General features: G+C 37.3%; 22 protein-coding genes and 1 riboswitch. Of the genes, 6 read left to right on the plus strand and 16 right to left on the minus strand.

The window, feature by feature from the left end; translation table 11 throughout:
• Nucleotides 1-64: 64 nt before the first annotated feature.
• Complete coding sequence (locus tag F7888_RS11285; protein WP_318246267.1) at nt 65-1858, minus strand: YhgE/Pip domain-containing protein; 1794 nt, start codon at nt 1856-1858, stop codon at nt 65-67.
• 2 nt (nt 1859-1860) lie between these two features.
• A complete protein-coding gene (locus F7888_RS11290) occupies nt 1861-3918 on the minus strand; it encodes an efflux RND transporter permease subunit (protein ID WP_191779532.1) in 2058 nt (685 codons plus the stop codon).
• Nucleotides 3919-4162: 244 nt separating this feature from the next.
• Between F7888_RS11290 and F7888_RS11295 the strand changes: the two genes are divergently transcribed.
• The 5 genes from F7888_RS11295 (at nt 4163) to F7888_RS11315 (ending at nt 7768) form a co-directional block, all read left to right on the plus strand.
• Nucleotides 4163-4645: a TetR/AcrR family transcriptional regulator gene (locus F7888_RS11295; RefSeq protein ID WP_318246269.1), complete on the plus strand. Its 483-nt coding sequence runs from the start codon at nt 4163-4165 to the stop codon at nt 4643-4645.
• A 28-nt stretch (nt 4646-4673) separates the two neighbouring features.
• Nucleotides 4674-5870 (plus strand): DUF4085 family protein, encoded by a 1197-nt coding sequence (locus tag F7888_RS11300; RefSeq protein ID WP_191779536.1) that lies wholly within the window; start codon nt 4674-4676, stop codon nt 5868-5870.
• A 168-nt stretch (nt 5871-6038) separates the two neighbouring features.
• Nucleotides 6039-6362: a PadR family transcriptional regulator gene (locus F7888_RS11305; protein ID WP_191779538.1), complete on the plus strand. Its 324-nt coding sequence runs from the start codon at nt 6039-6041 to the stop codon at nt 6360-6362.
• Entirely contained in the window at nt 6355-6918 is a 564-nt protein-coding gene (locus F7888_RS11310) for a DUF1700 domain-containing protein (RefSeq protein ID WP_191779540.1), read from the plus strand. Before F7888_RS11305 ends, F7888_RS11310 begins: the two co-directional genes overlap by 8 nt.
• Entirely contained in the window at nt 6908-7768 is an 861-nt protein-coding gene (locus F7888_RS11315; protein ID WP_191779542.1) for a DUF4097 family beta strand repeat-containing protein, read from the plus strand. The genes F7888_RS11310 and F7888_RS11315 overlap by 11 nt, the downstream gene beginning before the upstream one ends.
• 49 nt (nt 7769-7817) lie before the next feature.
• On the opposite strand, the gene F7888_RS11320 is transcribed toward F7888_RS11315, so the two are convergent.
• Nucleotides 7818-8321 (minus strand): VanZ family protein, encoded by a 504-nt coding sequence (locus F7888_RS11320; protein ID WP_191779544.1) that lies wholly within the window; start codon nt 8319-8321, stop codon nt 7818-7820.
• Nucleotides 8322-8527: 206 nt separating this feature from the next.
• Between F7888_RS11320 and F7888_RS11325 the strand changes: the two genes are divergently transcribed.
• Nucleotides 8528-8740, plus strand: coding sequence for a hypothetical protein (locus F7888_RS11325; RefSeq protein ID WP_191779546.1), 213 nt, complete (start codon nt 8528-8530; stop codon nt 8738-8740).
• 35 nt (nt 8741-8775) lie between these two features.
• Here F7888_RS11325 and F7888_RS11330 read toward each other — a convergent pair whose 3' ends face one another.
• From F7888_RS11330 to F7888_RS11390, 13 genes are all read right to left on the minus strand, one after another.
• The gene (locus F7888_RS11330; protein ID WP_191779548.1) at nt 8776-8967 is read right to left on the minus strand and encodes a hypothetical protein; all 192 of its coding nucleotides are present in this window, start codon (nt 8965-8967) and stop codon (nt 8776-8778) included.
• Between the two features lie 79 nt (nt 8968-9046).
• A complete protein-coding gene (locus F7888_RS11335; protein WP_191779550.1) occupies nt 9047-9949 on the minus strand; it encodes a sensor histidine kinase in 903 nt (300 codons plus the stop codon).
• 18 nt (nt 9950-9967) lie between these two features.
• Nucleotides 9968-10639 carry a response regulator transcription factor gene (locus F7888_RS11340; protein WP_191779552.1) on the minus strand — a complete coding sequence of 224 codons (672 nt, stop codon included), beginning with the start codon at nt 10637-10639 and terminating at the stop codon, nt 9968-9970.
• A gap of 11 nt (nt 10640-10650) precedes the next feature.
• Nucleotides 10651-11430: an ABC transporter permease gene (locus tag F7888_RS11345; RefSeq protein WP_191779554.1), complete on the minus strand. Its 780-nt coding sequence runs from the start codon at nt 11428-11430 to the stop codon at nt 10651-10653.
• The gene (locus F7888_RS11350; protein ID WP_191779556.1) at nt 11423-12340 is read right to left on the minus strand and encodes an ATP-binding cassette domain-containing protein; all 918 of its coding nucleotides are present in this window, start codon (nt 12338-12340) and stop codon (nt 11423-11425) included. The genes F7888_RS11345 and F7888_RS11350 overlap by 8 nt, the downstream gene beginning before the upstream one ends.
• Before the next feature lie 531 nt (nt 12341-12871).
• Nucleotides 12872-13315, minus strand: coding sequence for a hypothetical protein (locus F7888_RS11355; protein ID WP_191779558.1), 444 nt, complete (start codon nt 13313-13315; stop codon nt 12872-12874).
• A 39-nt stretch (nt 13316-13354) separates the two neighbouring features.
• Complete coding sequence (locus F7888_RS11360; protein WP_191779560.1) at nt 13355-13819, minus strand: flavodoxin domain-containing protein; 465 nt, start codon at nt 13817-13819, stop codon at nt 13355-13357.
• Nucleotide 13820: 1 nt separating this feature from the next.
• Nucleotides 13821-14861 carry a ribonucleotide-diphosphate reductase subunit beta gene (locus F7888_RS11365; protein ID WP_412096000.1) on the minus strand — a complete coding sequence of 347 codons (1041 nt, stop codon included), beginning with the start codon at nt 14859-14861 and terminating at the stop codon, nt 13821-13823.
• A gap of 25 nt (nt 14862-14886) precedes the next feature.
• On the minus strand, nt 14887-17175 hold the full coding sequence (locus tag F7888_RS11370) for a ribonucleoside-diphosphate reductase subunit alpha (protein WP_191779564.1): 2289 nt from the start codon (nt 17173-17175) through the stop codon (nt 14887-14889).
• Between the two features lie 141 nt (nt 17176-17316).
• Nucleotides 17317-17517, minus strand: a riboswitch (cobalamin riboswitch).
• Between the two features lie 193 nt (nt 17518-17710).
• The gene (locus F7888_RS11375; protein WP_191779566.1) at nt 17711-18592 is read right to left on the minus strand and encodes a metal ABC transporter permease; all 882 of its coding nucleotides are present in this window, start codon (nt 18590-18592) and stop codon (nt 17711-17713) included.
• A complete protein-coding gene (locus F7888_RS11380) occupies nt 18593-19519 on the minus strand; it encodes a metal ABC transporter permease (RefSeq protein ID WP_191779568.1) in 927 nt (308 codons plus the stop codon).
• Nucleotides 19494-20258, minus strand: a complete 765-nt coding sequence (locus tag F7888_RS11385) for a metal ABC transporter ATP-binding protein (RefSeq protein WP_191779570.1) — start codon at nt 20256-20258, stop codon at nt 19494-19496. Before F7888_RS11385 ends, F7888_RS11380 begins: the two co-directional genes overlap by 26 nt.
• A gap of 1 nt (nt 20259) precedes the next feature.
• Nucleotides 20260-21216 (minus strand): metal ABC transporter solute-binding protein, Zn/Mn family, encoded by a 957-nt coding sequence (locus F7888_RS11390; RefSeq protein ID WP_191779573.1) that lies wholly within the window; start codon nt 21214-21216, stop codon nt 20260-20262.
• Between the last annotated feature and the right edge of the window lie 185 nt (nt 21217-21401).

Below are 21401 nucleotides of genomic sequence, written 5' to 3' on the forward strand. Positions count from 1 at the left end.
ACAGAATTTTATACTTTCTTACCTTGCCAAAAAAGGACGGTTATATAACCGTCCCTAAAATCTCTTATCTAAACAAATCCAACAATAATTCCCAGAATCCTTTTTCTTTCTCTGGTGCTGTTGTTTTTGTTTCTTTTTCCTCTTTTTTAATACTTTCAGTCGTGATCACAAATTGAACTGATGTTACTTTTTCATTCTGAGGAGAAACAAATGATACAGGTTCAAAATCAGATTTATCATATTCCTGAATCATCTGATTAATTTCCTCTTGCATCTTCTCTGGTAGGTCTTCGGTTTCTTCATATAATTGTTCAGTTCCATCGTGCAGCTCGACAACTCCACTATTCAGTTCACTTGTTCCACCAGTTAATTCACTAATCCCTGAATGAAGCTGACTATAAGAAGAAGATAACTCACTAACTCCCTTAGTATAGCTTGTTAATCCTGAATGGAACTCATTATAGTTAGTAGAAAGTGCTGCTAGACCTGCTTGTAATTGGTCCAAGCCGCTCATATCCATTTCATCAAGTGCCGTAGTTAGATTATCAGCTATAGAAATGAGTTGCCCGCTCATTCCTTGGACTGATCCACTGATTTGAGTAAGCGTTGGTTCAATTGCAGCAAAGGCTTCCTTTACCTGTTCATAAGTGATTTTCACTTTTTGAGAGGCAGCATAGGATGCCATCAATCGATCAAGCACCTCAGCATTTGCCCCACTCCCATACAAGCTTGCAATTTCTCCCTCTGACAATTGTTCAGCAGGAATTTCCTGAATGGCCCCATCTAACGCATCATATGCAAGGGCGTAATTTTCCTGTAAGCTTGTTAATCCCTCGGTTACTTCCTTTAACCCATTTCCTAATTGAGTAAGACCAGAAGGTAATGCAGTCAAGCTCGATAAATCCATTTCATTGGATTGACCTGTAAGAGATTGATTAATCGTCCTTAATGCCTCAAGTATAGATTGCGAGCCATTCACAAGCTCTGAGGACGAGGTATCTAGCTGATTTATCCCATTCTTATATTTTGCGGATCCATCCTGAAGGCTTGCTGCCCCATTATTTAATTGGGACACACCATCTTTCAACTCCGCAACACCATCATTTAATTTGCCAATCGCATCTGTAAGCTCAGACATATCATCAGTCATATTATCCATTTCTGATGTATCAATCGGTAGAGTTGAAGGAATAGCAGCAATATCGACTCCTTGAAATTCAAAGTCTTCTACATCAGCCGAGACACTTAGTCCTTCTTCTTTCCCTGGCATGACTGTAAACGTAATTTGCTTATTCTTTCCCGCATTTGCAACCATTCCACCTGAGGTTTCAATGTTTTGATAGACGTTAGAAAGCAGCAAGGAAACCTGTAACAAGTAGTTTTCATAAAATACGGTGTCAACTTGGTCATTCCCGGTAATGTCAATGCTAATCTCAACATGTCCTGATTTGCCTGCAAGTTCAGCAGCTTCAACCTCTTGACCATCGAGTGAGTAAGAAATCGATACCGCCCATGGCAATTCCGTATTATCCTCAAGATTCCCTTGATAGTAGAACTTTCCTTCTGGAGCAGTCATACGAACAGTCTGGTCTTCTTGACTAATTTCCGTTAAATCCGTTAAATTTTTGACACTAGAATATGCTCCGAAATCAAAGATTTCACCAGCTCTAGCCACTTCAAGTGTATTTACAACGTAGACATTCTCAAGGCTTCCTGATGCATTTAATGTTGCATATACCACTTCATCCTTTGAAGTAATCTTCCCTTCCGCTGCTGCTGCATGGGCAGGGTAACTAAGAAATGAAGGTAAGAATAGCATCAACGCGAGCGCACTATAGAATAATTGTTTCATTCTCATCATCATTTCTCCTCATAAAAATTAGATTTATAGGTTGTCTTTTTAATGAATTTATCAAATACCACTAACATAGCTGGTAACAAAATCACAACCATCACAAAAGCAAGCAAAGCCCCTCTTCCTAGTAACAAACCAATCGATGCAACAATTGGATTTGAAGAAGTGATCCACAAAATAAAACCGACACTAGACAAAATTGCTGCAGATATAGAAATAGAGAATGTCTTCTCATCCAATGTCTTCGCAATTGCCTTTCTTGCAGACATTTCCTGGCGATGATGGTTATAAGACTCCGTTAATAAAATCGCATAATCGACGGTCGCTGCAAGCTGTACAGTACTAATGATTAAATACCCTACAAATACAAGCGGTGTATTCGTAAAATATGGAATCGATAGATTAATCCAAACAGCTGATTGAATTGTAACTAGTAAGAGCAACGGAATCGAAATTGATTTAAAGCTGACTAACAGTACAATCGCAATTGTCACAACGGTTAACACATTTACGACGATGTTATCCTTAGTAACGGTATTTTTAATATCATATAAAGTGACACTTTCCCCTAAACTAAGTGCCTGATTCCCGTAGTAATCAGCTGTTATATTTTCAACATTTTCTACTATCTTAAAAGGAATATCCCCTTCAGTCCCTTGATTTGTATTGATGACAATTCGACTGTAATTTTCAGAGTAAAATTCACTTGAAATCGATTCATCTAAATACTCAGGAGGAATAACCGCATCCACGGTGTTCACATACGCAACAACACTTGTTACATAATCGAGCTCCTCTAATTCAGCCACAAGCCCCGATTCTTTTGCAACATCTCCTTTAGGAACTAAAACAACAATTGGTGTCGTTTCACCAAATGCTGCTTCTATCAGCTTAAAATCACTTCCAGCACGCGTACTCTCTGGCTGTTCCCCAAGTCCATACGTAAATTCAGTATTGTTTTGTGCTAAAAAAGCAGGCACGATAATAGCTGCAATAAGTAGTAGACTCGGAATCTTAAATTTTAATACTTTATTTCCAATCCCCTCGAAGCTTGGAATAAAGCTTTTATGCTGGGTTTTATCCATCCATTTATAGAAATAAAGAGTTAATGCAGGTAAGAACACCATGACACTAATGAAACTCAAGACAATTCCCTTAACTAAATTCACACCAAGGTCAGAACCAATCTCAAAGTTCATGAATGTAAGTGCGATGAATCCAAAAAACGTTGTCGCTGCACTTGCTGTAATTGCTGGGAACGATTTTCTCATCGCAAGCTGCATGGCTTCTTCAGGATTATTCGTCTTCTTTCGATAATCAGAAAAACTATGAAGCAAGAATACAGCATAATCCAATGAAACAGCTAGCTGCAGGATTGGTGCAACTGATTGTGTTACAAAGGAAACCTCACCCATAAAGATATTCGTTCCTAAATTAATCAATACTGAAACACCAATTGCTGTTAGGAAAAACAATGGTTCTACCCACGAAGTGGTGGAAATGACTAGAATAAAAATGATTATTGGCACTAACAAAATCGCTGCATACATGGACTCTGTTCCAGCCATTTTCTGTGAACTGGCCGTATTGATCGCCTCACCAGCAATTGCCCCGTCTTCACCAATCAAATCATAAATTGCATCAGTAATTGGAACCTCATCACCAGTGCGTACACTAATCAGAAAAAGTGCATTCCCATCCTTGTAATAGCCTTCAACGGTTTCATTATCAGCTACCTCTAAGGGAGTCTTCAAATCCACCACATCATCTAGCCACATCACATCTGAAACTCCATCAATGGCTAATAGCTTTTCTTTGAACACGAGTGCTTCTTGTAGAGTTACATCAGTGACCATCACTCGCGTATTAGGTACTGCCCCTGAAAATTCCTGTTCCATGATTTCAATCGCTTGTGTCGATTGAGCATCATCAGGTAAATAATCGACCATATTATAATTGACCGACACAAAAAACTGCGCAACTATTGAGATTACGGTTGCCAATGCAAATGCAATCAGAACAGCTTTCTTATGTTTTATAATGCGTGATGCAATATTTATCATTGTTCATCCTCTCTTGTGTCTTTCAGATTTTCATCTTATCATTATAATAAACACTATGTTGGGTATTCAACAAACAGTTGTATACATAACGTTGATTACACAACAAACTTACAATATTTGTTGGATTACTAGTAATTTATTTTAAAAGGAAAATCAAGGAAGGGACTGTGGCTCTTTGAGTGCCAAAATGGACCGACGCAAACAATATACGCAAAGGGTATTGAAGGAAAGTTTGTTGAAATTAATGCAAACTAAACAAATCTCAAACATTACCATCAAAGAAATCTGTGATTTAGCTGATATCAACCGCTCCACCTTTTATGCACACTATGCGAATCAGCATGACCTACTCGTTGCCATCGAAGAGGAGTTCACAAAGGATTTAGTTGTTACTCTCAGTAAATATAATTTTTCCAAGGAAGATGAAGCTCTCCAGATGACTGAGAAACTATTTGAATATCTCGCAGAAAAAAGCGATATTTGCCAAATCCTCCTCAGCGAGAATAGTGATATCCACTTTCACAAAAAAGGAATGATGATCACACAGGAATACATCTTCAAAAACAAAATTTCCAACACAGAAGATGATCCAGAAACGTATGAATACATCAACATGTTTCTAGTGAGCGGCTGTATTTATGTCGTGAAGAATTGGTTAGAAAATGGCCAGAACAAAACACCGAAAGAGATGGCTGAGATCATAAATATGTTCATAAAATTACATTAGTAAGTATTTCCAACCTTGAGGTGATATTATGTGGAATGTATCAAAAGAAGCAAAAGAAAAGTTTTTAAAATGTAACCTCCTTCCTATCCCAGAATCTGATGAAGAGTGGGAAATCACTTTGCGTGAAGCAAAAGAAGAAGGCGAGGACCTCATTGGTCGCTTAAAAACCGATCTTGAAGAAGTTAGAGCTGAATTACGAGTAAGCTTGCCTGATCGTTTCATCCCATATGTAGAAGATGGCACCTTAAATCAGCCATCCTTACCGAAATCAGTACGTGAAGACTACTTGCAATGGATGAGAGCTGCTGACCAAGAATTTGAACAAATCTTAGATGCAGCTCTTGAACAGAAAAATCAAGCTGTTCCTTTTTTATCGAATGCTGTACAGGAAGTATTTGCTGATAGTCTACACGATTCAACGATTGAACGAATTGAGAGAGAGGCAGAAACACTACATATTTATATAAATACAGATGGTGGATTTTCACCGAAATCACTTATTCATTTAACATTCAATGGGATATCTTCTGAAGAGACTGATGTACCACTCCAGGTTGGACAATGGTTTATTTATGATGAGCTACAAAAAAACGATGAAGGGTTTGCATTTCGAGTGCTATTTGAATGTCCTGAAAGTCAGTGGACCATAATGATGAAGGATTTGGATGCTCGCTATTTTTATCGGCCAAAGAAATATACAAGTTTGCAAGATTCAGAGGAGCTTGATCGGACATCATTGACTGAGTACATTTCTACATTAGATCCAGAAAGAAACTACTGGTTTATTACCCCTGACGTAGAGTTTGCCTTTCATTCGTTAACAGGAAATCTAGTGTTAGAAAATGGCTCAATAGAAATTGTGAACAATGAAATAAATGTCATTTCCGGGACTGAATGTTATTCCTATAATCTGAAAGAGTATAATCCTATCAAATTTATTTACACTGATAATTATGAAGATCCATATGAGCATATGAATGAACCAGTTCCAATTAATGAACTGGAAGAAGCTGCTTTAAATGAAGATTTAGAATGGCAAGTCCGTGCCTGGAATACAATGTATTCTAATCCAATTGAGCTAGCAGGTATTATTAATCGAGTATTAATGAAAATTGAAGTAACAGAAGACATTGAAATGATGTTAAGTGTGTACGTAAGTCATTTTTATAAGAATGAGATTTTGTCGGATGACGTCATTAGAAAGTATCGTGAATTTATTGACTAATGGTACTGGGCTTAGAAGATAATTCTTCTGAGCCCTTTTTCAAAAAATATTATTTAGTAGCTTGCAATGAACAGTAGTGGATGATATATTATATTCAGGAAGTATAAATTATAAACCGGTACTGTATAATAAACAGTAGCAAATATAGAAAGATAGGGTGATTGATCATTGAACGTTCAATTTAAAAAAGGTGTGTTAGAGCTATGTGTGCTCGTACTATTGGATAAAAAGGATCGATATGGTTACGAGCTCGTACAGAGAATCTCTGATCAAATCGAAATTTCAGAAGGGTCTGTCTATCCACTGCTGAGGAGATTAACGAAGGAGGAATATTTCACTACCTATTTACAGGAATCGACTGAAGGACCTTCAAGGAAATACTACAAACTAACACAAAAAGGCAGAGACTATTTGTATCAGCTCATTGATGAATGGAACGAGTTTTCTACTGGAGTAAATCAATTAATAAAAGAAGGTGTTAAACATGAATAAAGATCATTTTTTACAACAGCTAAGAGCCTCTTTAAAAAGATTACCTGATGCTGAGTTAACTGATATTGTTCAGGATTATGAGGAATACTTTACTTTCGGATTAGAAGAAGGCAAATCGGAAGCGGAAATCGCAGCATCACTAGGTTCTCCCTCTCAAATTGCAAAAGAGATTTTGGCAGATTATCATCTCGAAAAAGTAACAACAAGCGCTACAACCGGAAACATTTTCCGAGCACTTTGGGCTGTCATTGGATTAGGATTTTTCAACTTAGTCATTGTACTGGGGCCAGCAATCGGATTAGCTGCACTTATTTTTTCCGGTTGGGTTGTGGGAATATCACTACTTGCTTCCCCACTACTCGTCCTTCTTGAAGTCATTTTACATCCAAGCGGATTTGTACTCTTTAATTTGTTTATCTCTTTTGTATTTTGTGGGCTCGGCTATTTTATCTCACTAGGAATGCTCTATGTAACAAAGCTTGCTGTAAAAGGATTTGTACGCTATTTAAACTTCAATGCGTCACTCGTGAAAGGTGGATTAAAGCGTGATGAATAAAAAGAAGCTCACTCTTATTGCATGTATATTAATCGGAATTGGGGTTATTGGTAGTCTATTTACCTATCGGATTGTTGATCCAAAATCAATATCAGAAGAAAAGATTTTTGAAGCGCAAGAAATAGCGATTATTGATGTCGACACTGATAATGTCGGAGTGAATGTCTATCCAACAACTGAAGAATCAATCAAAGTTATTCTTAAAGGCGAGACATCTAGAAATGTAACGAAATCTTTTAACACTGATGTACGAGAATCAACACTATTTATTACGTATGATGAGAAACTACGCAGTTGGTTTAACTTCGATCTTTTTAACGTGCTACAGCCGTTAACATTAAATGTTTATTTACCTGAAAAGCAATATGAAATGCTCAAATTATCTAGTAATAATGGGGCAATTGTTGCTACTGAATTAAATGCACAACAGGTGGAATTGGATACAGATAATGGGCGTGTTGAATTTGAAGATCTTGACGCACAAGGAATAAATGTAGAATCAAATAACGGACGGATAGCATTGACTAATGTAAGTGCTCAGAATGTGAACGTGAAATCAGATAATGGCAGAGTAACTCTTGATCACGTTGATGGAAAATTGATAGCGGAAACGAATAACGGCGGTATCACGCTGGTGACAAAAGAGCTTGATCGCGATATTCGTTTTAAATCGAATAACGGAAAGATATCAATAACCTCGGAAATAGAACCCACAAATGTTCAATTTAATGTCAGTGTTCATAATGGGAGAGTAAATATTCTAGATAAATATCAAGGAAGTACGACCATTGGGAATGGGGATCATTTGATTGAACTGACTACTCATAATGGGAGTATTACGGTTGATTGAAATATAGATATGGATTAAACTCGGATTTGCGATCAAATCCGAGTTTTTTTTAATACATAACACTCTTTTGTTCTACTTTTCTTCGACTGTTACACTTTAAAAAGAAGGAAATTGGAATATACCCTAACATTCCTCCTAATGTATTAAGTATCAAATCGTCAATGTCAAAGCTACCAAATCTAAAAATCAGTTGGAGCACCTCAAAAAGCAAACTTAAACAAAACGTTGCAAAGGTAACATTTTTTAAACTACGAAAATTTCGGAACAATAATGGAAGCAGAAACCCAAAAGGAACAAATCCAATAACATTACCAGTTAAATTCTCAACACGTATGTTGAAATTAATATCATTTGCCAAAAACAAATAGTAAGTAATGGTCTTAAATGGTATAAAGTTATGGCTATTCCAATAATAATCATCAAAGTCAAAGCTAAAAGTCAGATGATTTATAACTGCTGACAATGGGATATATTTTATCAGAACTAATTTTGTAAGAATTATCAAATATAAGCTTAACGCAATTGATAAAAAGACTTTAATTATTATTTTCATAAAGGCTATCTCCCTGATTATCATAATTTATAAAGCCTATCAGAATTAAAATATATCCTTCTAGTTTAATATCAATAGGAGCTTTCAACACTCTCATTGTTGGAATTATATTCCTTTATGTTACAATAAATATAGAACTCTTGCAGCATCTTATCCTATTTTATACCTTGATTTTTAACAAAATAAGGAGAAAGAAGGAGAATTTATTGGAATGGTCTAAACCCTTATCAGCTTTAGCTCTCATTTTTATGGTGATTGCTGCTTTGATATTTTATCGATTACTAAGCCAGTTTAAAAGACTTAAGGAAGGAGATTCATTGACAAATGAATTATCAAATGAATTACAGAAGAAGTTAAAGAAGGGGATCACCTTGTTTGTAATAGGGGGCATTCTAGGGGTAGTAGGGACATTGATTTAATTTTATTAGTGTCTTACCCCTAATAAATTTATAGTTTATAAAACATTACCAGCACTTAGCCCGACATAGATTAACACCGAAACAATCACAAATCCCCCAGCGAATAGGGCTTTACTGAATCTAGACCATTTTTTCATCCAGCCCCACCTTTTTTTATCTACATCAAACCAAAAATAATCAGTAACTACTACTAAGAGGATCACTAAAAGTGCCACTATCAACCTCATTTTATACCTCCTGATTTCTGAAGTATTATAAAATCCTCATTTCATCTACCTATTTAATTTATATGTATTTACCTACAGTTTATCCACTACTACCCGGAAGATAAATTTTCAATACAAACCAATGATCCTCTAGTTCTGCTTCCATCTTCCCGTTCATCTTTTCAACTAACTTTTTAGATAGATAGAGACCTAACCCGCTTGCTTCCGTGTTTGTTCTACTGCTGACTTCTGTATAGAAACGCATAAAGACTTTTTCAATCGCAACTTTGCTATCTTGCTTAATGTCATTTTTGATCACAAGAACTTCAAAGTTATTTTCAATCTGATAACTGATTATAGCCTTACTTCTAGTGTATCGAAGGACATTTTGGATGATATTTTGAACCACTCGTGTAATCATTAATTTGTCAGCGATCACTTTTCGTCCAATAACTTGCTCAGAAAATTGAATGTCGATCTTCTTTTCCTCGAATTGTTCATAAAAGGACAAGAAGATTTCTTCAACTAGGTTCGGTAAAAATAAAGAAGTGAATACGATCTCTTTTTGATTCATTTCGATTCGTGCTAAGTCATAAAAGTGGTCAGTCATTTCAATTAGTCTATTCACAGACTGTTCGATAATCAAGAGATAGTGTGCCCTTTTCGCATCATCGGTCGTCGTATGTAAGAGTTGAACATAGCCATAGATAGATGTAAGTGGTGTTCGCAAATCATGCGAAAGGCCAGCAATTGATAGCTTCACATTCTCTTCCATTTGTTTTGATTGACGATTCTTCTCTTCAAATGCATCAACCATTAGGTTTAATCCATCGACTAACTCCAGTAAAGTCTTCTCACGAAAATCTAGAGAAAGCCTACTACCAAAACTAGCACGAGTCGGAAGCTCTTTAACTTCTTCTTTCAATTTTCGTAACTCTCTTTTTAAAAAGTAAATATAAAAAAGAAGCGCAAATGCTAGGAAAACAAATACCCATCCCCACATAACATCCCGCTCCTTTCATTAATCAAATTTGAAACCTATGCCCCATACTGTTTTTATATAGTTAGTGTCTTCTCGGTTGAGTTTATTTCGCAAATTACTGATATGCATGTTTACCGTTTTATCACTATCGAAAAATGGCTCATTCCACACACTTTCGTAGATATTGGCCCGACTAAATACCTTTTGAGGATGTTCTACTAATAGTAAAAGGATTGCGTATTCGCGCCCTGTCAGATGAATGGCTTGATCATTGATCTTCACTTCACGCGTTTCCATGTTCACGACTATATCCTTGTATCTTATTTCTTTCCTCTCACTGACTGCGGCCTTTGTTACGTGACGTAATTGAATCTGAATTCGTGCAAGCAGTTCCTTTATATCAAAAGGTTTGGTGATGTAATCATCCGCACCATTTGTTAAAAGCTCTAATTTAGACTCCTGGTCCGTTTTCGCAGAAATCACCATGACAGGGATCTTGGAGTGCGCTCTTATTTCTTGAAGAAATTCTTCACCATTCATCCCTGGAAGCATTAAATCCAAAAGAATTAAATCTACTTGATTCAGTTCAAACAGCAACTTCCCTTCCGTGCCGGAAAATCCACTCAATGTGTTGAAGCCCTGCAATTCTAACGCTTCTTTCATAAGTGAATGAATCGCCATGTCATCTTCAATAATTAAAACCGTTGCCATATCTCATCGACCTACTTTATGTCTGTTCGTTTAAACAACAGAATTCCTACTGCTGATGATAACACAATTGTGACAAGACTGACTAACGCCATCTCCGGATATCTAGATACCGTCTCTAGTCTAGCGAAGTCGAAATAGAACAAGAATGACTCTGTAAACCAGTAGGTAACAAATTTAAAATGCTCTGTTTGTTGGAAAATACCAGGAGCAAACCCTGTCACCATGGTATAAAGAAAACTCCAAATCAAAGAAATGCTGCTACTTTTAGTGAGAAAACTAATCATCACAAAGACCGATACATTGGCTAAAATGAGTAAATAAAGGGTACAAAATGACTTGATAGCATAGCCAAGATAATTATTTATCTCTGCAACTTCTCCAAATCCAAATACGATCGAATAGCCTATTATGCCCAGTCCAGTCATGATGAGGACTCCAACAAGAGTAAGGATGGAAGCAACAACAAGTTTTGACAAATAATAATGAGTGCGACTACGACCTAATGACAGCGCATTTCGAATCGTTCCATGTTGAAATTCTTCCCCAATAAAGAAACTGATAAAAGCACTGATGACAAGTAAAATCGTTAATCCATTTTTCTTTATCATTAGAACACCACTTGCCCCATTGATAACTGTATCTATAACTTGCTCAAGTTCTCCTCCATAATACACAGTTAATTTACTATTCAATACTTGATAGATCGGAAGAATGGCCAAAATTGCTAGCACGATCCATAACTTTTTACTTCGCATTAATTTGATTCTTTCAGCTGTTAATAGATTAAGCATGGGTCGTCCCTCCTGTTAATTGTAAGAAATAATCTTCTAGCTTTTGTCTCGTTGTACCAATTCTTGAGACATTGACATTCGCTAAAACTAATGAGCGATTGATTGTAGCAACATCATCTAAGCGTTCATAAATGTTCAATTCCGTTCCATTAATCACTTCATAATCCTTTATCCCTAATTCGTCTAGTACGACAACCGCTTTTTCGACCTCTGTTGTTTCTACTTCCATGTATTGACGAGTTTCACGTGCTAGCTCTTCCTTTGACAGCTCTTTGATGAGTTGTCCATCATGTAAAATCCCGTAATGAGTCGCAATCTGAGAAAGTTCATCTAATAAATGACTTGAAAGTAAAACAGTGATTCCACGTTCTGTTACTAAACGTAGGATAATTTCACGCATCTCTACGATTCCAGACGGATCTAGACCATTTGTTGGCTCATCTAAAATTAAGAATTCAGGGTTTGTAATAAGAGTGGAGGCTATTGCTAACCGTTGGCGCATTCCTAAAGAGAAATTCTTCACCTTCTTCTTCCCCGTCTCACTAAGCTTCATTAACTGAAGTAAATCATTAATTTCTCTCTCACTCACCCCGCCGTTTGCAGCTTGGACTTTGAGATTGTCTCGTGCAGTTAACTCCGGATAAAGGGATGGTGTTTCAATCGATTGCCCCATTTTTCTTCTTGCATGCTGTAATCCTTTCATGCCACTTTCCCCAAACAGCTCGATGTCACCCTCATCTATTGAAATTAATCCCATAACCGTACGCATAAATGTCGATTTTCCTGCGCCATTTTCTCCGATTAAACCGTAGATCATCCCTCGTTTTATTTCGATTGATACTTTATCAAGTGCTTTGTGTTTTCCATATATCTTTGAAACATTCGTCGCTTTTAGGATCGTTTCCGTCATAACAAATCATCCTTTCGATGTTGATGTACCTAAGAATAAGGGACAGGTATAAATAAATTGACTAGATAAATATAAAGAAAGTATAAAGATTTATACCTTTGTCATTACATCATTATTTCTCAATACAAATAGGGTGTGAAATCTCCGTGATTTCATCACCCTTTTCATATATTTTTTTACAAATGAACAGTACCACTTGCAAATAGATGGACTGTGGTCGAAAAATAAAAGGAAAATTTCCGCTTAAATCCGGAAATACCGATATTCCCCTTAAAATAAAGGAAGTTTTTCCGTCTATATCACTAAAATGAGTAAATTTCGACTTAATTTTAGCAGTTAACAGGAAATTCTCCCCTTATATCACCTCCTTCAGCCTCCATAATATACATTAACCGAAAATTCTACCTCTATTTCATGGCGAATTCTATTGGGAGGTTTTGGGAGAAATCTTACTTCTTCCTTATCCATACTATTAACACACGCATTGTATCATTTTCTTTCATTATATACTGTACTTTTTCCCTGCTACTATTAATCCTCCGGCTTTTCACTTAAAACCCATGGAAGCCCGACTTCAAACGCTAGTTGCAACACGGGCCGTGGCAACTCATCATGTACAAACGTTAACTCTTTTTCAAGCCAAATTGTAAAGTTTCCAATGGTAGCTACATTCATTTCATCTGTTTCGGAATCAGTACAATACCTGCCCTCTATTAAGTGACCAACAATATGATAATGCCCTATATATAAGTGCAGCCCCTCCGTATCACCAAATTCAGATAAATGACTAGGCATAGCTGGTTGAATGCCTAGTGAAGTAAATACATCATTAATCGAAGAATCTATAGATTTACACGCTATTCTATAGTTCTCACAATATAAACAATCACATTGCTCCATTTCATTCCTATAGAATTCCCTTGTCTTCTCTACATCAACTTCTACTACCCAATTCAACAGTTGAAATTGTTTCATTCTTCTCCCCACTCAGCGCACGATTTTAACTATAATATCTCACGTTTTAGCCAATTGTGCACATACATTTGAATGATATCGTTGCAACAATAAATCAACAAATTGTCCACATCGCACTTCATCGCTAATTTGTGGTTTCAATTCTACCTTCAAGGTTACAGCCAGGTTGGAATGAACAAACAACATATCACGAAATTGATCCACTGCTCCGCAAAAATGCGGATAAAAACGATCACCGGTTCCAGTTACACCGGTTATAACATGTTTCAAATTCTTCTTCTCAAACGCCTCATACAGTGGTTCCATTTCCTTTGGAATCATTCCATCTCCCCACGTATACGTAGCAATAATAAGACCATCTAATTGATCTAGAAACGAAAGTTCGAAGTCTTTTACCTCATACAAAACGACGTCTATGAGCTTCTCTTGCAATAGATTATAAATCCTAGCACTCAGTTCTAACGTATTACCCGTAATTGATGAATATACGATTGCGACCTTCATGTTACAATTCATCAAAGCCATTGGACTGGCTTACTTTTGTATAGGTTCTAGATTTCTGTTCAAAAAAGTCGGATTTCGTATCATTCATCATCTCATCACTAAATACGTGAATCCATGGCATTGGGTTCTCCCGATCTGGATAATAATTCTCTAATCCCAACTGTCTGAATCGTTTATTTGCTAAGTATTCAACATAGCCATCGTATTCAGCTAAATCAATACCCTTTATATCCTTTAAAATAATGTGAGCCCATTCCTTCTCTAATTCAACTGCTTTTGCTACGGTTTGATAGATATATTGGATATTTTCTTCATTATTCATTTCTGGATTCTCTGATAATAGAATTCTCACAAACTGAGAAATAAAATAAGCATGTTGCATCTCATCTCGCTGAATATAGCTAATCATCGTGCTTGTTCGTAACATTTTTTGCTGACGAGCGAGATTATAGAAAAAGGCAAAGCCCGCATAAAAATAAATCCCCTCTAAATCAATTGAATTCACACTTAAATAAAATAAGTTTTGTAATGTCGGTTCGGTTCGAAATGCTTCATAAGCTTCTAGAATCAGTTCATTTCTTTTCCTTACAATTGGGTCATCCTTCGCCTGGTCAAACCGTTTGATTTGTTCATCTAAAGGAATGAGTGAGCTTAATATATATGAATAAGATTCATTATGAACCGCTTCCTGCTGAGCAATAACCGCAAAAATTGCTTTGAAGCTCGGGTCTGTTACATAATCCATCACATGTGTCATTGTTGGAGTTTGCAGACTATCAAGAGAAGCTAGTTGAGTGTTAATTCTTAGGAAAATTTCTTTTTCCATCGCTGTCAGCTGATCCCATTGCTTAATATCATCCTGCATATTGATCTCTTGAGCCTTCCAGAAGTTCGATAATAACACCTGATATAGATCGTACATTTGTGGATAGGCGATATCATTCCAGTTCAAAATACCTGACGCTTGTCCGTTCACAATCCCTGTTGATCGATTCGGAAAGTCAGGGTTCAGTAATTTTATCTTCGTTAATTTCGATTGCATCATTATTGCTCATCCTCCTAATATCTTAACTATGACATGCCGTACATTCTTTTATTTCAGCTTGTGATGTGCTGCGAACATAATAAGTAGACTTTAATTTATGCTTCCATGCTTCAATATGAAGATTTAATAGTTCAACAGCCTTTACATCATGACTTACATACAAATTAAAGCTAATTGATTGATCAATATGACGCTGTCTTGCTGCATTCTGCTTGATACTCCAAAGTTGATTTAGTTCATGTCTTGCCTTTTTATAGTAAGGATATGTAACATGGGTTAACTCTGGAGCAGTAACTATAAATTTAAAATTCTTCTTTTCCTCAGCATACTCAACCGCATACAACGGGTCGATTCCATCGGTTGAACCACCGATTTTTGCTGTTGAAGAATTAGGAGCCACGGCCATCATCCACCCGTTCCGGACACCGTATGTTTGTACTTCCTCTTTTAGTTGGTTCCATGAAGTAGACTCATATTTTTTTCTATGAAAATAATCCCCTGTTTGCCATTCAGAGCCATTAAATTTACTGTACGCCCCTTTTTCTTTTGCTAACTCCATCGATGCTTGAATGGTATAATAGGCAATCTGTTCATAGAGCTCATCTGCATAGGATACCGCTTCTTCTGATTCCCAGTGAATCCCTTTAACAGCTAATAAGTGATGCCATCCAAAAGTTCCTAGACCAATTGCACGGAATTTTTTATTCGTCATTTGTGCTTGCCCCACTGAAATCGTGTTTAAATCAATCACATTATCTAGCATTCTGACTTGAATTCGGATTAAACGTTCTAACACACCCGCTTTTACTGCATTTGGTAAATGAATAGAAGATAGATTACAAACAACAAAATCACCTGGTTTTCTAACAATAATGATGTTTCCTTCCTCATCAACGTATTCATTCACAATTTGTGTCGCTGACATGTTCTGAGCAATTTCAGTACATAGATTACTACAATAAATGGCTGTACGCCCTTCTTCTAATAAGTGTTTATTTGGATTTTGGCGATTGACCTCATCTCTGTAAAACATAAATGGTGTCCCCGTCTCTAATTGCGCAACCATGATTCGCTTCATCACGTCCATCGCTCGATACGTTTTTCGAGGGAGGAATGGATGCTTTACTGCTTCCTCATACTTTTCCGTGAAATATCTTTTGTCCGATTCATCATAGAAGTCCTCTAACCCTAATGGATTCCCGTTTGCATCCTTCCATCCCATGATTTGCTTCACTTGATGGGGGCAAAATGTGTGCCATTCACCTATACTTTTGCCATGACCATCTACTTCTTGTAGTTTTTCCATAAATAAATCTGGAATCGAAACTCCCGTGAATATATCATGAGCTTTCCTTCTTTCATCTCCGTTATTTGTTTTCAAATCTAGGAATCCATTCATAATATCCTTGTGGAATAGATCAAGATAGATGGCAATTGCGCCTTGTCTTTGGCCAAGTTGATCAACACTAACCGCGGTATCGTTAAGTAATCGAATCCATGGGACAACTCCCGAAGAATTTTCTTTAAACTTCTTAATATCAGAGCCTAACGCACGGACTTTTCCATAGTAGACACCTATGCCACCACCATCTTTACTTAATCTCGCAATATCCCAATTATTTAAGTAAATACCATCTAATGAGTCATCAACCGTATCAATGAAACAGGATGATAATTGCCCGAAGCTCTTGCCTGCATTAGCGAGGGTTGGGGTCGCAACGGTCATATACAAATGACTTAATGCCCAATAAGCCTCTTTTACTAATGATATGCGATTTTCTTTCTTTTCCTGTTGCATAATGGTCATGGCAATGATCATCAACCGTTCCTGCGGCAGTTCATATATATTCTTATCATGGTCTCTTGCTAAGTAACGATCGGCTAATAGGAAGAGCCCGATAAAGTTAAAGAGATTGTCCCTTGTTGGCTCGATTACGTGCATTAATTCATTAATTTCTTCAGGACTGTAGTGACTTAATAAATCTGGAGAATAGATGCCTTTTTCAGTCAGAGTCTGAATTAAATGATAGAAATCACCATATTTATCTGACGGGTGATAGCCTCTTATCACCGCTACCTTCTTGTATAGCTCTTCTAAATATAGCTTTGCTGCAACAAACGTCCAATTCGGTTGATCAATTGAGATTCGATTTAAAGCATAAAATAAAGCTTCCTGATGTACATCAGCTGATGAATCATCCAATTTCTGTACTCGCTCAATTAGCTCGGTAGTATTAATTCCATATCTTTTAGAGGCCTCTTCTATTGCCGCTAGAATGGTAGAATGTATTGGTTCAGTATGAATACTCATGGATAAAACTCCTTTTACAATGTTTTTTGGACAAATAAAAAACTCTCCCAGTTACGGAAGAGTTGAAATAAAACGGTACGTATGTAAAAAAAACACGGATTTCCCCTGTACCGTTTCAACTTCTCACCCCCCGAAGAACTGAAACTTTTGGAATTGATAGGCAGGTCTCCTGACTTGTGCTTCGTCTTACTCTGAGCCCTTCCCATATAAGTCACAAATCATAACTTACACAGTGGTCAATCTCATTTCATCCACACTTACAGTTGCGGGGACAGTTCTGGATTTTCACCAGATTCCCTTTTAAGTCTACTAACTCTAGACACCTTCGCTTCCACATCATCAATATTTAGTTGTAAAATCTATTAATTAATACTATATATTGTTTATATCATAAATGGAAAGATTTTATTTTGCAATGATTATTTATCTTATCCCTCCCACATATAAAAACAAAATGATTAAGAAGAATTTTCAAAAAAGTAAAAGGCATCATTTAATCCATTTAAATCCAGAAATAGACAAATTAACATTGTTATTAATGCTGCACTAAATCTCCCCCTGGTTTAATATACTTTGAAATGATCCCATGCTTAGGAGAAAAGACAAAGCTTATGAAGAAAACGATTCCTGTTGCAAACGCCATTGAGCCAGAAATAGACGTATCGATCCAAGCGGCTATATAATAGCCAACAATTGCTGAAACGACTCCAAACAAACTACTTAGAATCAGCATTACGCTCAGCTTATCTGTCCATAAATAGGCTGAAGCGGCAGGTGTAATTAGCATAGCGACAACCATGATGGAACCCACTGCGTCAAACGAAGCAACAGTTGTAATGGATACGAGACTCATAAAGGCATAATGCATAAATGCGACTGGAAGACCCAAACTAGCAGCTAATGCTGGGTCAAACGAAGTAATCTTCCACTCTTTATAAAATGCAACAATGAAAACAATGACAATGAGTAATACTAGCGCTAGCAGGGCTGTGGTGGCAGGTACATCTCCAATAACGGGTAAAGAAATGGTATGAAAAGGAACAAACGTGATTTCACCCATTAATGCATGCTTCACATCTAAATGAGCATTCCCTACAGACGTTGCAATCAATATCACTCCAATAGCAAACAAGGTCGTGAACACTATTCCCATTGAGGCATGAAGTTCAATATCGAGAGAGTTCATCCATTGAACAAGAAATGACGTTAGGATACCCGCAATAATGGCTCCAATCAGCATGTGAGACCCACTTAACTCTCGTGTGATGAGGAATGCAATGACAATACCTAGTAGAACTGTATGACTAATTGCATCTGACATCATTGCTAATTTCCGAAGAATTAAAAACACTCCTATGAGCCCGCATGATAGCCCTACTAGGGAAGCCGTTAAAATAATCCATCCCGTATATGTCACTTATTCCACCCCCTTTTCAAGAGCCAAAGTGTTAAGCTGGTGATCTTGCTTCACTTGCTTTTTCTGCTTTCTATACCTCAAATATTGAAGTAGAACACCCTTTTCTTTTCCAAAAATAAGGGAGACAACAAAAAAGCTTGCTGCAACTACGACAATAAAGGGACCAGTTGGCCAACCACTACCCAATGCACTAATCGCAGTTCCAACAGCTCCTGCTCCCCCTCCAAAAATAGCCGAGATCAGAAGCATTGTTTTAAAGGATTCTGTCCAGTAACGAGCACTTACCGAAGGAATGATAAGTAACGCAGCAATTAAAATGACTCCAACAGCTTGAATACCAATCACAATTGTGGTGACAAGAACGGTCGTGTATAGAATGTTCATCCAAGTAAGTGACAAGCCCATACCTTTTGCAAAGTCCGGATCAAAAAGGAACAGCTTCCACTCTTTAAATCCAAGAAAGACAACTAAAATGACAAATATAGCTAGAAACATCATTGTGTTTACATCTGCTCGAACCATCGCTGCTGCCTGACCGAAGATAAATCCATCAAGCCCACTTTGATTTCCAGCAGCTGTCCGGTTGGTAATTGTCATTAGCATAATCCCCAGTCCGAAGAAAACTGACAGGATCATCCCCATTGCTGTATCCTCTGTTACTCTTGAAGAGGATTGAATCCATTGGATCAAGAAAGCACCAACTAAAGCACTAATGGCAGCACCTATGATCAAAATAAACAAATTTTTCTGTCCTGTAAGTAGAAATGCAATGACGACTCCAGGTAAAGCAGCGTGAGACAATGCATCACTCATTAAGCTTTGCTTGCGCCAATAGGAGATGCATCCCATTATTCCAGCAGCAATTCCAAGGATCATTGTACTAAGTAGAACCCATTGTGTATTACTGCTCAAGAGTATGGACCACATATTTTTTCTCCTCCCACAGTAAGCGCATATTACCACCATACGTTTTAGAAATGTTTTCTTTAGTGAACGTTTCTTCTGTTATTCCATAATCAATCACTGTCTTATTCAACAAAAGAACATGGTCATAATAGGACTCAACTGTCTGTAGGTCATGATGAACGACCAGGACTGTTTTCCCATTATCTTTTAGTTCTTTTAAGGTGGCCATGATGGCTCGTTCAGTTGATGCATCAACTCCTGCAAGAGGTTCATCCATGAAGTAAAGGTCCGCGTTTTGAACTAACGCTCGGGCCAAAAAAACACGTTGCTGCTGTCCTCCAGACAATTGACTAATTTGGCGGTTAGCATAAGCAGACATCCCCATTTTCTCAAGAGCATCATGTGCTTTTCTCTTATGTGAACGGGATGGCCATTTCAGCCATCCGATTTCTTTGTATAACCCCATAGTCACAACATCTAGAGCATCGGTTGGAAAATCCCAATCTACCGAACCACGTTGTGGAACATAGCCAATTCTACTCTTCACCTTATTTAATGGCGATCCAAAAAAGGAGACTGTTCCTGACAATGCAGGGTGAAGATTTAGCATTGTTTTTATTAAAGTTGATTTTCCCGCTCCATTAGGCCCGACTATCCCAGTAAGGGAGCCGGCCTCAATCTCCAAATTTACATCATTGAGTACAGTATTCTTCCGATATGCCGCTGCTAAATGATGAACTGTAAGTACTGTATCTGACACATTATTCCTCTCCTTTTTTTAAAGCATTATAGATGGTTTCTACATTATGTCGATACATTCCAATATACGTCCCTTCCTCTGTCCCAGCTGCTCCCATTGCATCTGAGAAGAGTTCTCCACCAAGCTCTACCTTTACACCCTCACTTGCAGCACCCTCGATGACAGATTGAATGCTCCGAGAATCAATACTCGATTCAACAAAAATCGCTGGAATCTGATGTTCCTTTAGGATGGCAATCGTGTCATTGATATCAGAAACACCAATTTCATCCTCCGTGCTCAACCCTTGAAGACCAATGACCTCCATCGCGAACTTGTTTCCGAAATAACCGAAAGCATCATGGGCAGTAACGAGCATTCTATTGTTTTCAGGAATTGCAGCTAACTTCTCAGCTGCCTCATCTTGTAAGGCATCTAATTGTGAGAAATAGTCCTGTTTATTTGCTTCCAATTGCTCACTGTGTGCGGGTGCATATTCTTTCAGCTCCTCAACCGCCGCATCTAATGCTTGCTTCCAAAGCTCAATATCGAACCAAATATGCGGATCAATCACACCTGGCTCTTCTTCCAATAATTGATCCGAACGAACTGTATCTCCAATCGCAAGCACTGGCTTTTCATTGCCAATACTTTCAAAAATCTTAACCATATTCACCTCTAAATCAAGCCCGTTATAGAAAATAAGATCTGCCTGATCAATTGTTGAAATATCACTTTGAGTTGGATTATAGAGATGGGGATCGACTGAAGGTCCCATTAAACTCTCAACCTCAATCAAATCTCCTCCAATTACAGATAAGGGTTCTCCAATCTGTGCAATTGTTGTCACGACGTTAATCTTATCCACTTCTCCGTTCTCACGATTTGTTGTGAGGCTATTACTATCCGTACAACCAACTCCTATCAGCATTCCGATTGTAATAACTAGCCCATACATCCATTTTCTTTTCCTTAACATGGTATATCCCCTCCGTATCATTTTAACTCTTTCCTTCGGACAACTATATTAACCAAAGGAATAAAAGTTTCCTCAAGGAAAGAATATGTCACTAACGAAAGAATGTCAACTGTTTTTTCTGACAATTTAAATTTCATTTTCCAAAAAGACGCAAAAAAATCCCCCAAACTAAATAGTCTGAGGGA

The sequence above is a fragment of the Litchfieldia stipae genome, from assembly GCF_014837155.1.
Classification (GTDB): Bacteria; Bacillota; Bacilli; order Bacillales; family Bacillaceae_L; genus Litchfieldia.

Excerpts from the sequence above, each read along its gene's own strand:
- F7888_RS11285 (WP_318246267.1), bottom strand. The coding sequence starts at position 1,858 with ATGAGAATGAAACAATTATTCTATAGTGCGCTCGCGTTGATGCTATTC.
- F7888_RS11290 (WP_191779532.1), bottom strand. The coding sequence starts at position 3,918 with ATGATAAATATTGCATCACGCATTATAAAACATAAGAAAGCTGTTCTG.
- F7888_RS11295 (WP_318246269.1), top strand. The coding sequence starts at position 4,163 with ATGCAAACTAAACAAATCTCAAACATTACCATCAAAGAAATCTGTGAT.
- F7888_RS11300 (WP_191779536.1), top strand. The coding sequence starts at position 4,674 with ATGTGGAATGTATCAAAAGAAGCAAAAGAAAAGTTTTTAAAATGTAAC.
- F7888_RS11310 (WP_191779540.1), top strand. The coding sequence starts at position 6,355 with ATGAATAAAGATCATTTTTTACAACAGCTAAGAGCCTCTTTAAAAAGA.
- F7888_RS11320 (WP_191779544.1), bottom strand. The coding sequence starts at position 8,321 with ATGAAAATAATAATTAAAGTCTTTTTATCAATTGCGTTAAGCTTATAT.
- F7888_RS11330 (WP_191779548.1), bottom strand. The coding sequence starts at position 8,967 with ATGAGGTTGATAGTGGCACTTTTAGTGATCCTCTTAGTAGTAGTTACT.
- F7888_RS11335 (WP_191779550.1), bottom strand. The coding sequence starts at position 9,949 with ATGTGGGGATGGGTATTTGTTTTCCTAGCATTTGCGCTTCTTTTTTAT.
- F7888_RS11340 (WP_191779552.1), bottom strand. The coding sequence starts at position 10,639 with ATGGCAACGGTTTTAATTATTGAAGATGACATGGCGATTCATTCACTT.
- F7888_RS11345 (WP_191779554.1), bottom strand. The coding sequence starts at position 11,430 with ATGCTTAATCTATTAACAGCTGAAAGAATCAAATTAATGCGAAGTAAA.
- F7888_RS11350 (WP_191779556.1), bottom strand. The coding sequence starts at position 12,340 with ATGACGGAAACGATCCTAAAAGCGACGAATGTTTCAAAGATATATGGA.
- F7888_RS11355 (WP_191779558.1), bottom strand. The coding sequence starts at position 13,315 with ATGAAACAATTTCAACTGTTGAATTGGGTAGTAGAAGTTGATGTAGAG.
- F7888_RS11360 (WP_191779560.1), bottom strand. The coding sequence starts at position 13,819 with ATGAAGGTCGCAATCGTATATTCATCAATTACGGGTAATACGTTAGAA.
- F7888_RS11365 (WP_412096000.1), bottom strand. The coding sequence starts at position 14,861 with ATGCAATCGAAATTAACGAAGATAAAATTACTGAACCCTGACTTTCCG.
- F7888_RS11370 (WP_191779564.1), bottom strand. The coding sequence starts at position 17,175 with ATGAGTATTCATACTGAACCAATACATTCTACCATTCTAGCGGCAATA.
- F7888_RS11380 (WP_191779568.1), bottom strand. The coding sequence starts at position 19,519 with ATGTGGTCCATACTCTTGAGCAGTAATACACAATGGGTTCTACTTAGT.
- F7888_RS11390 (WP_191779573.1), bottom strand. The coding sequence starts at position 21,216 with ATGTTAAGGAAAAGAAAATGGATGTATGGGCTAGTTATTACAATCGGA.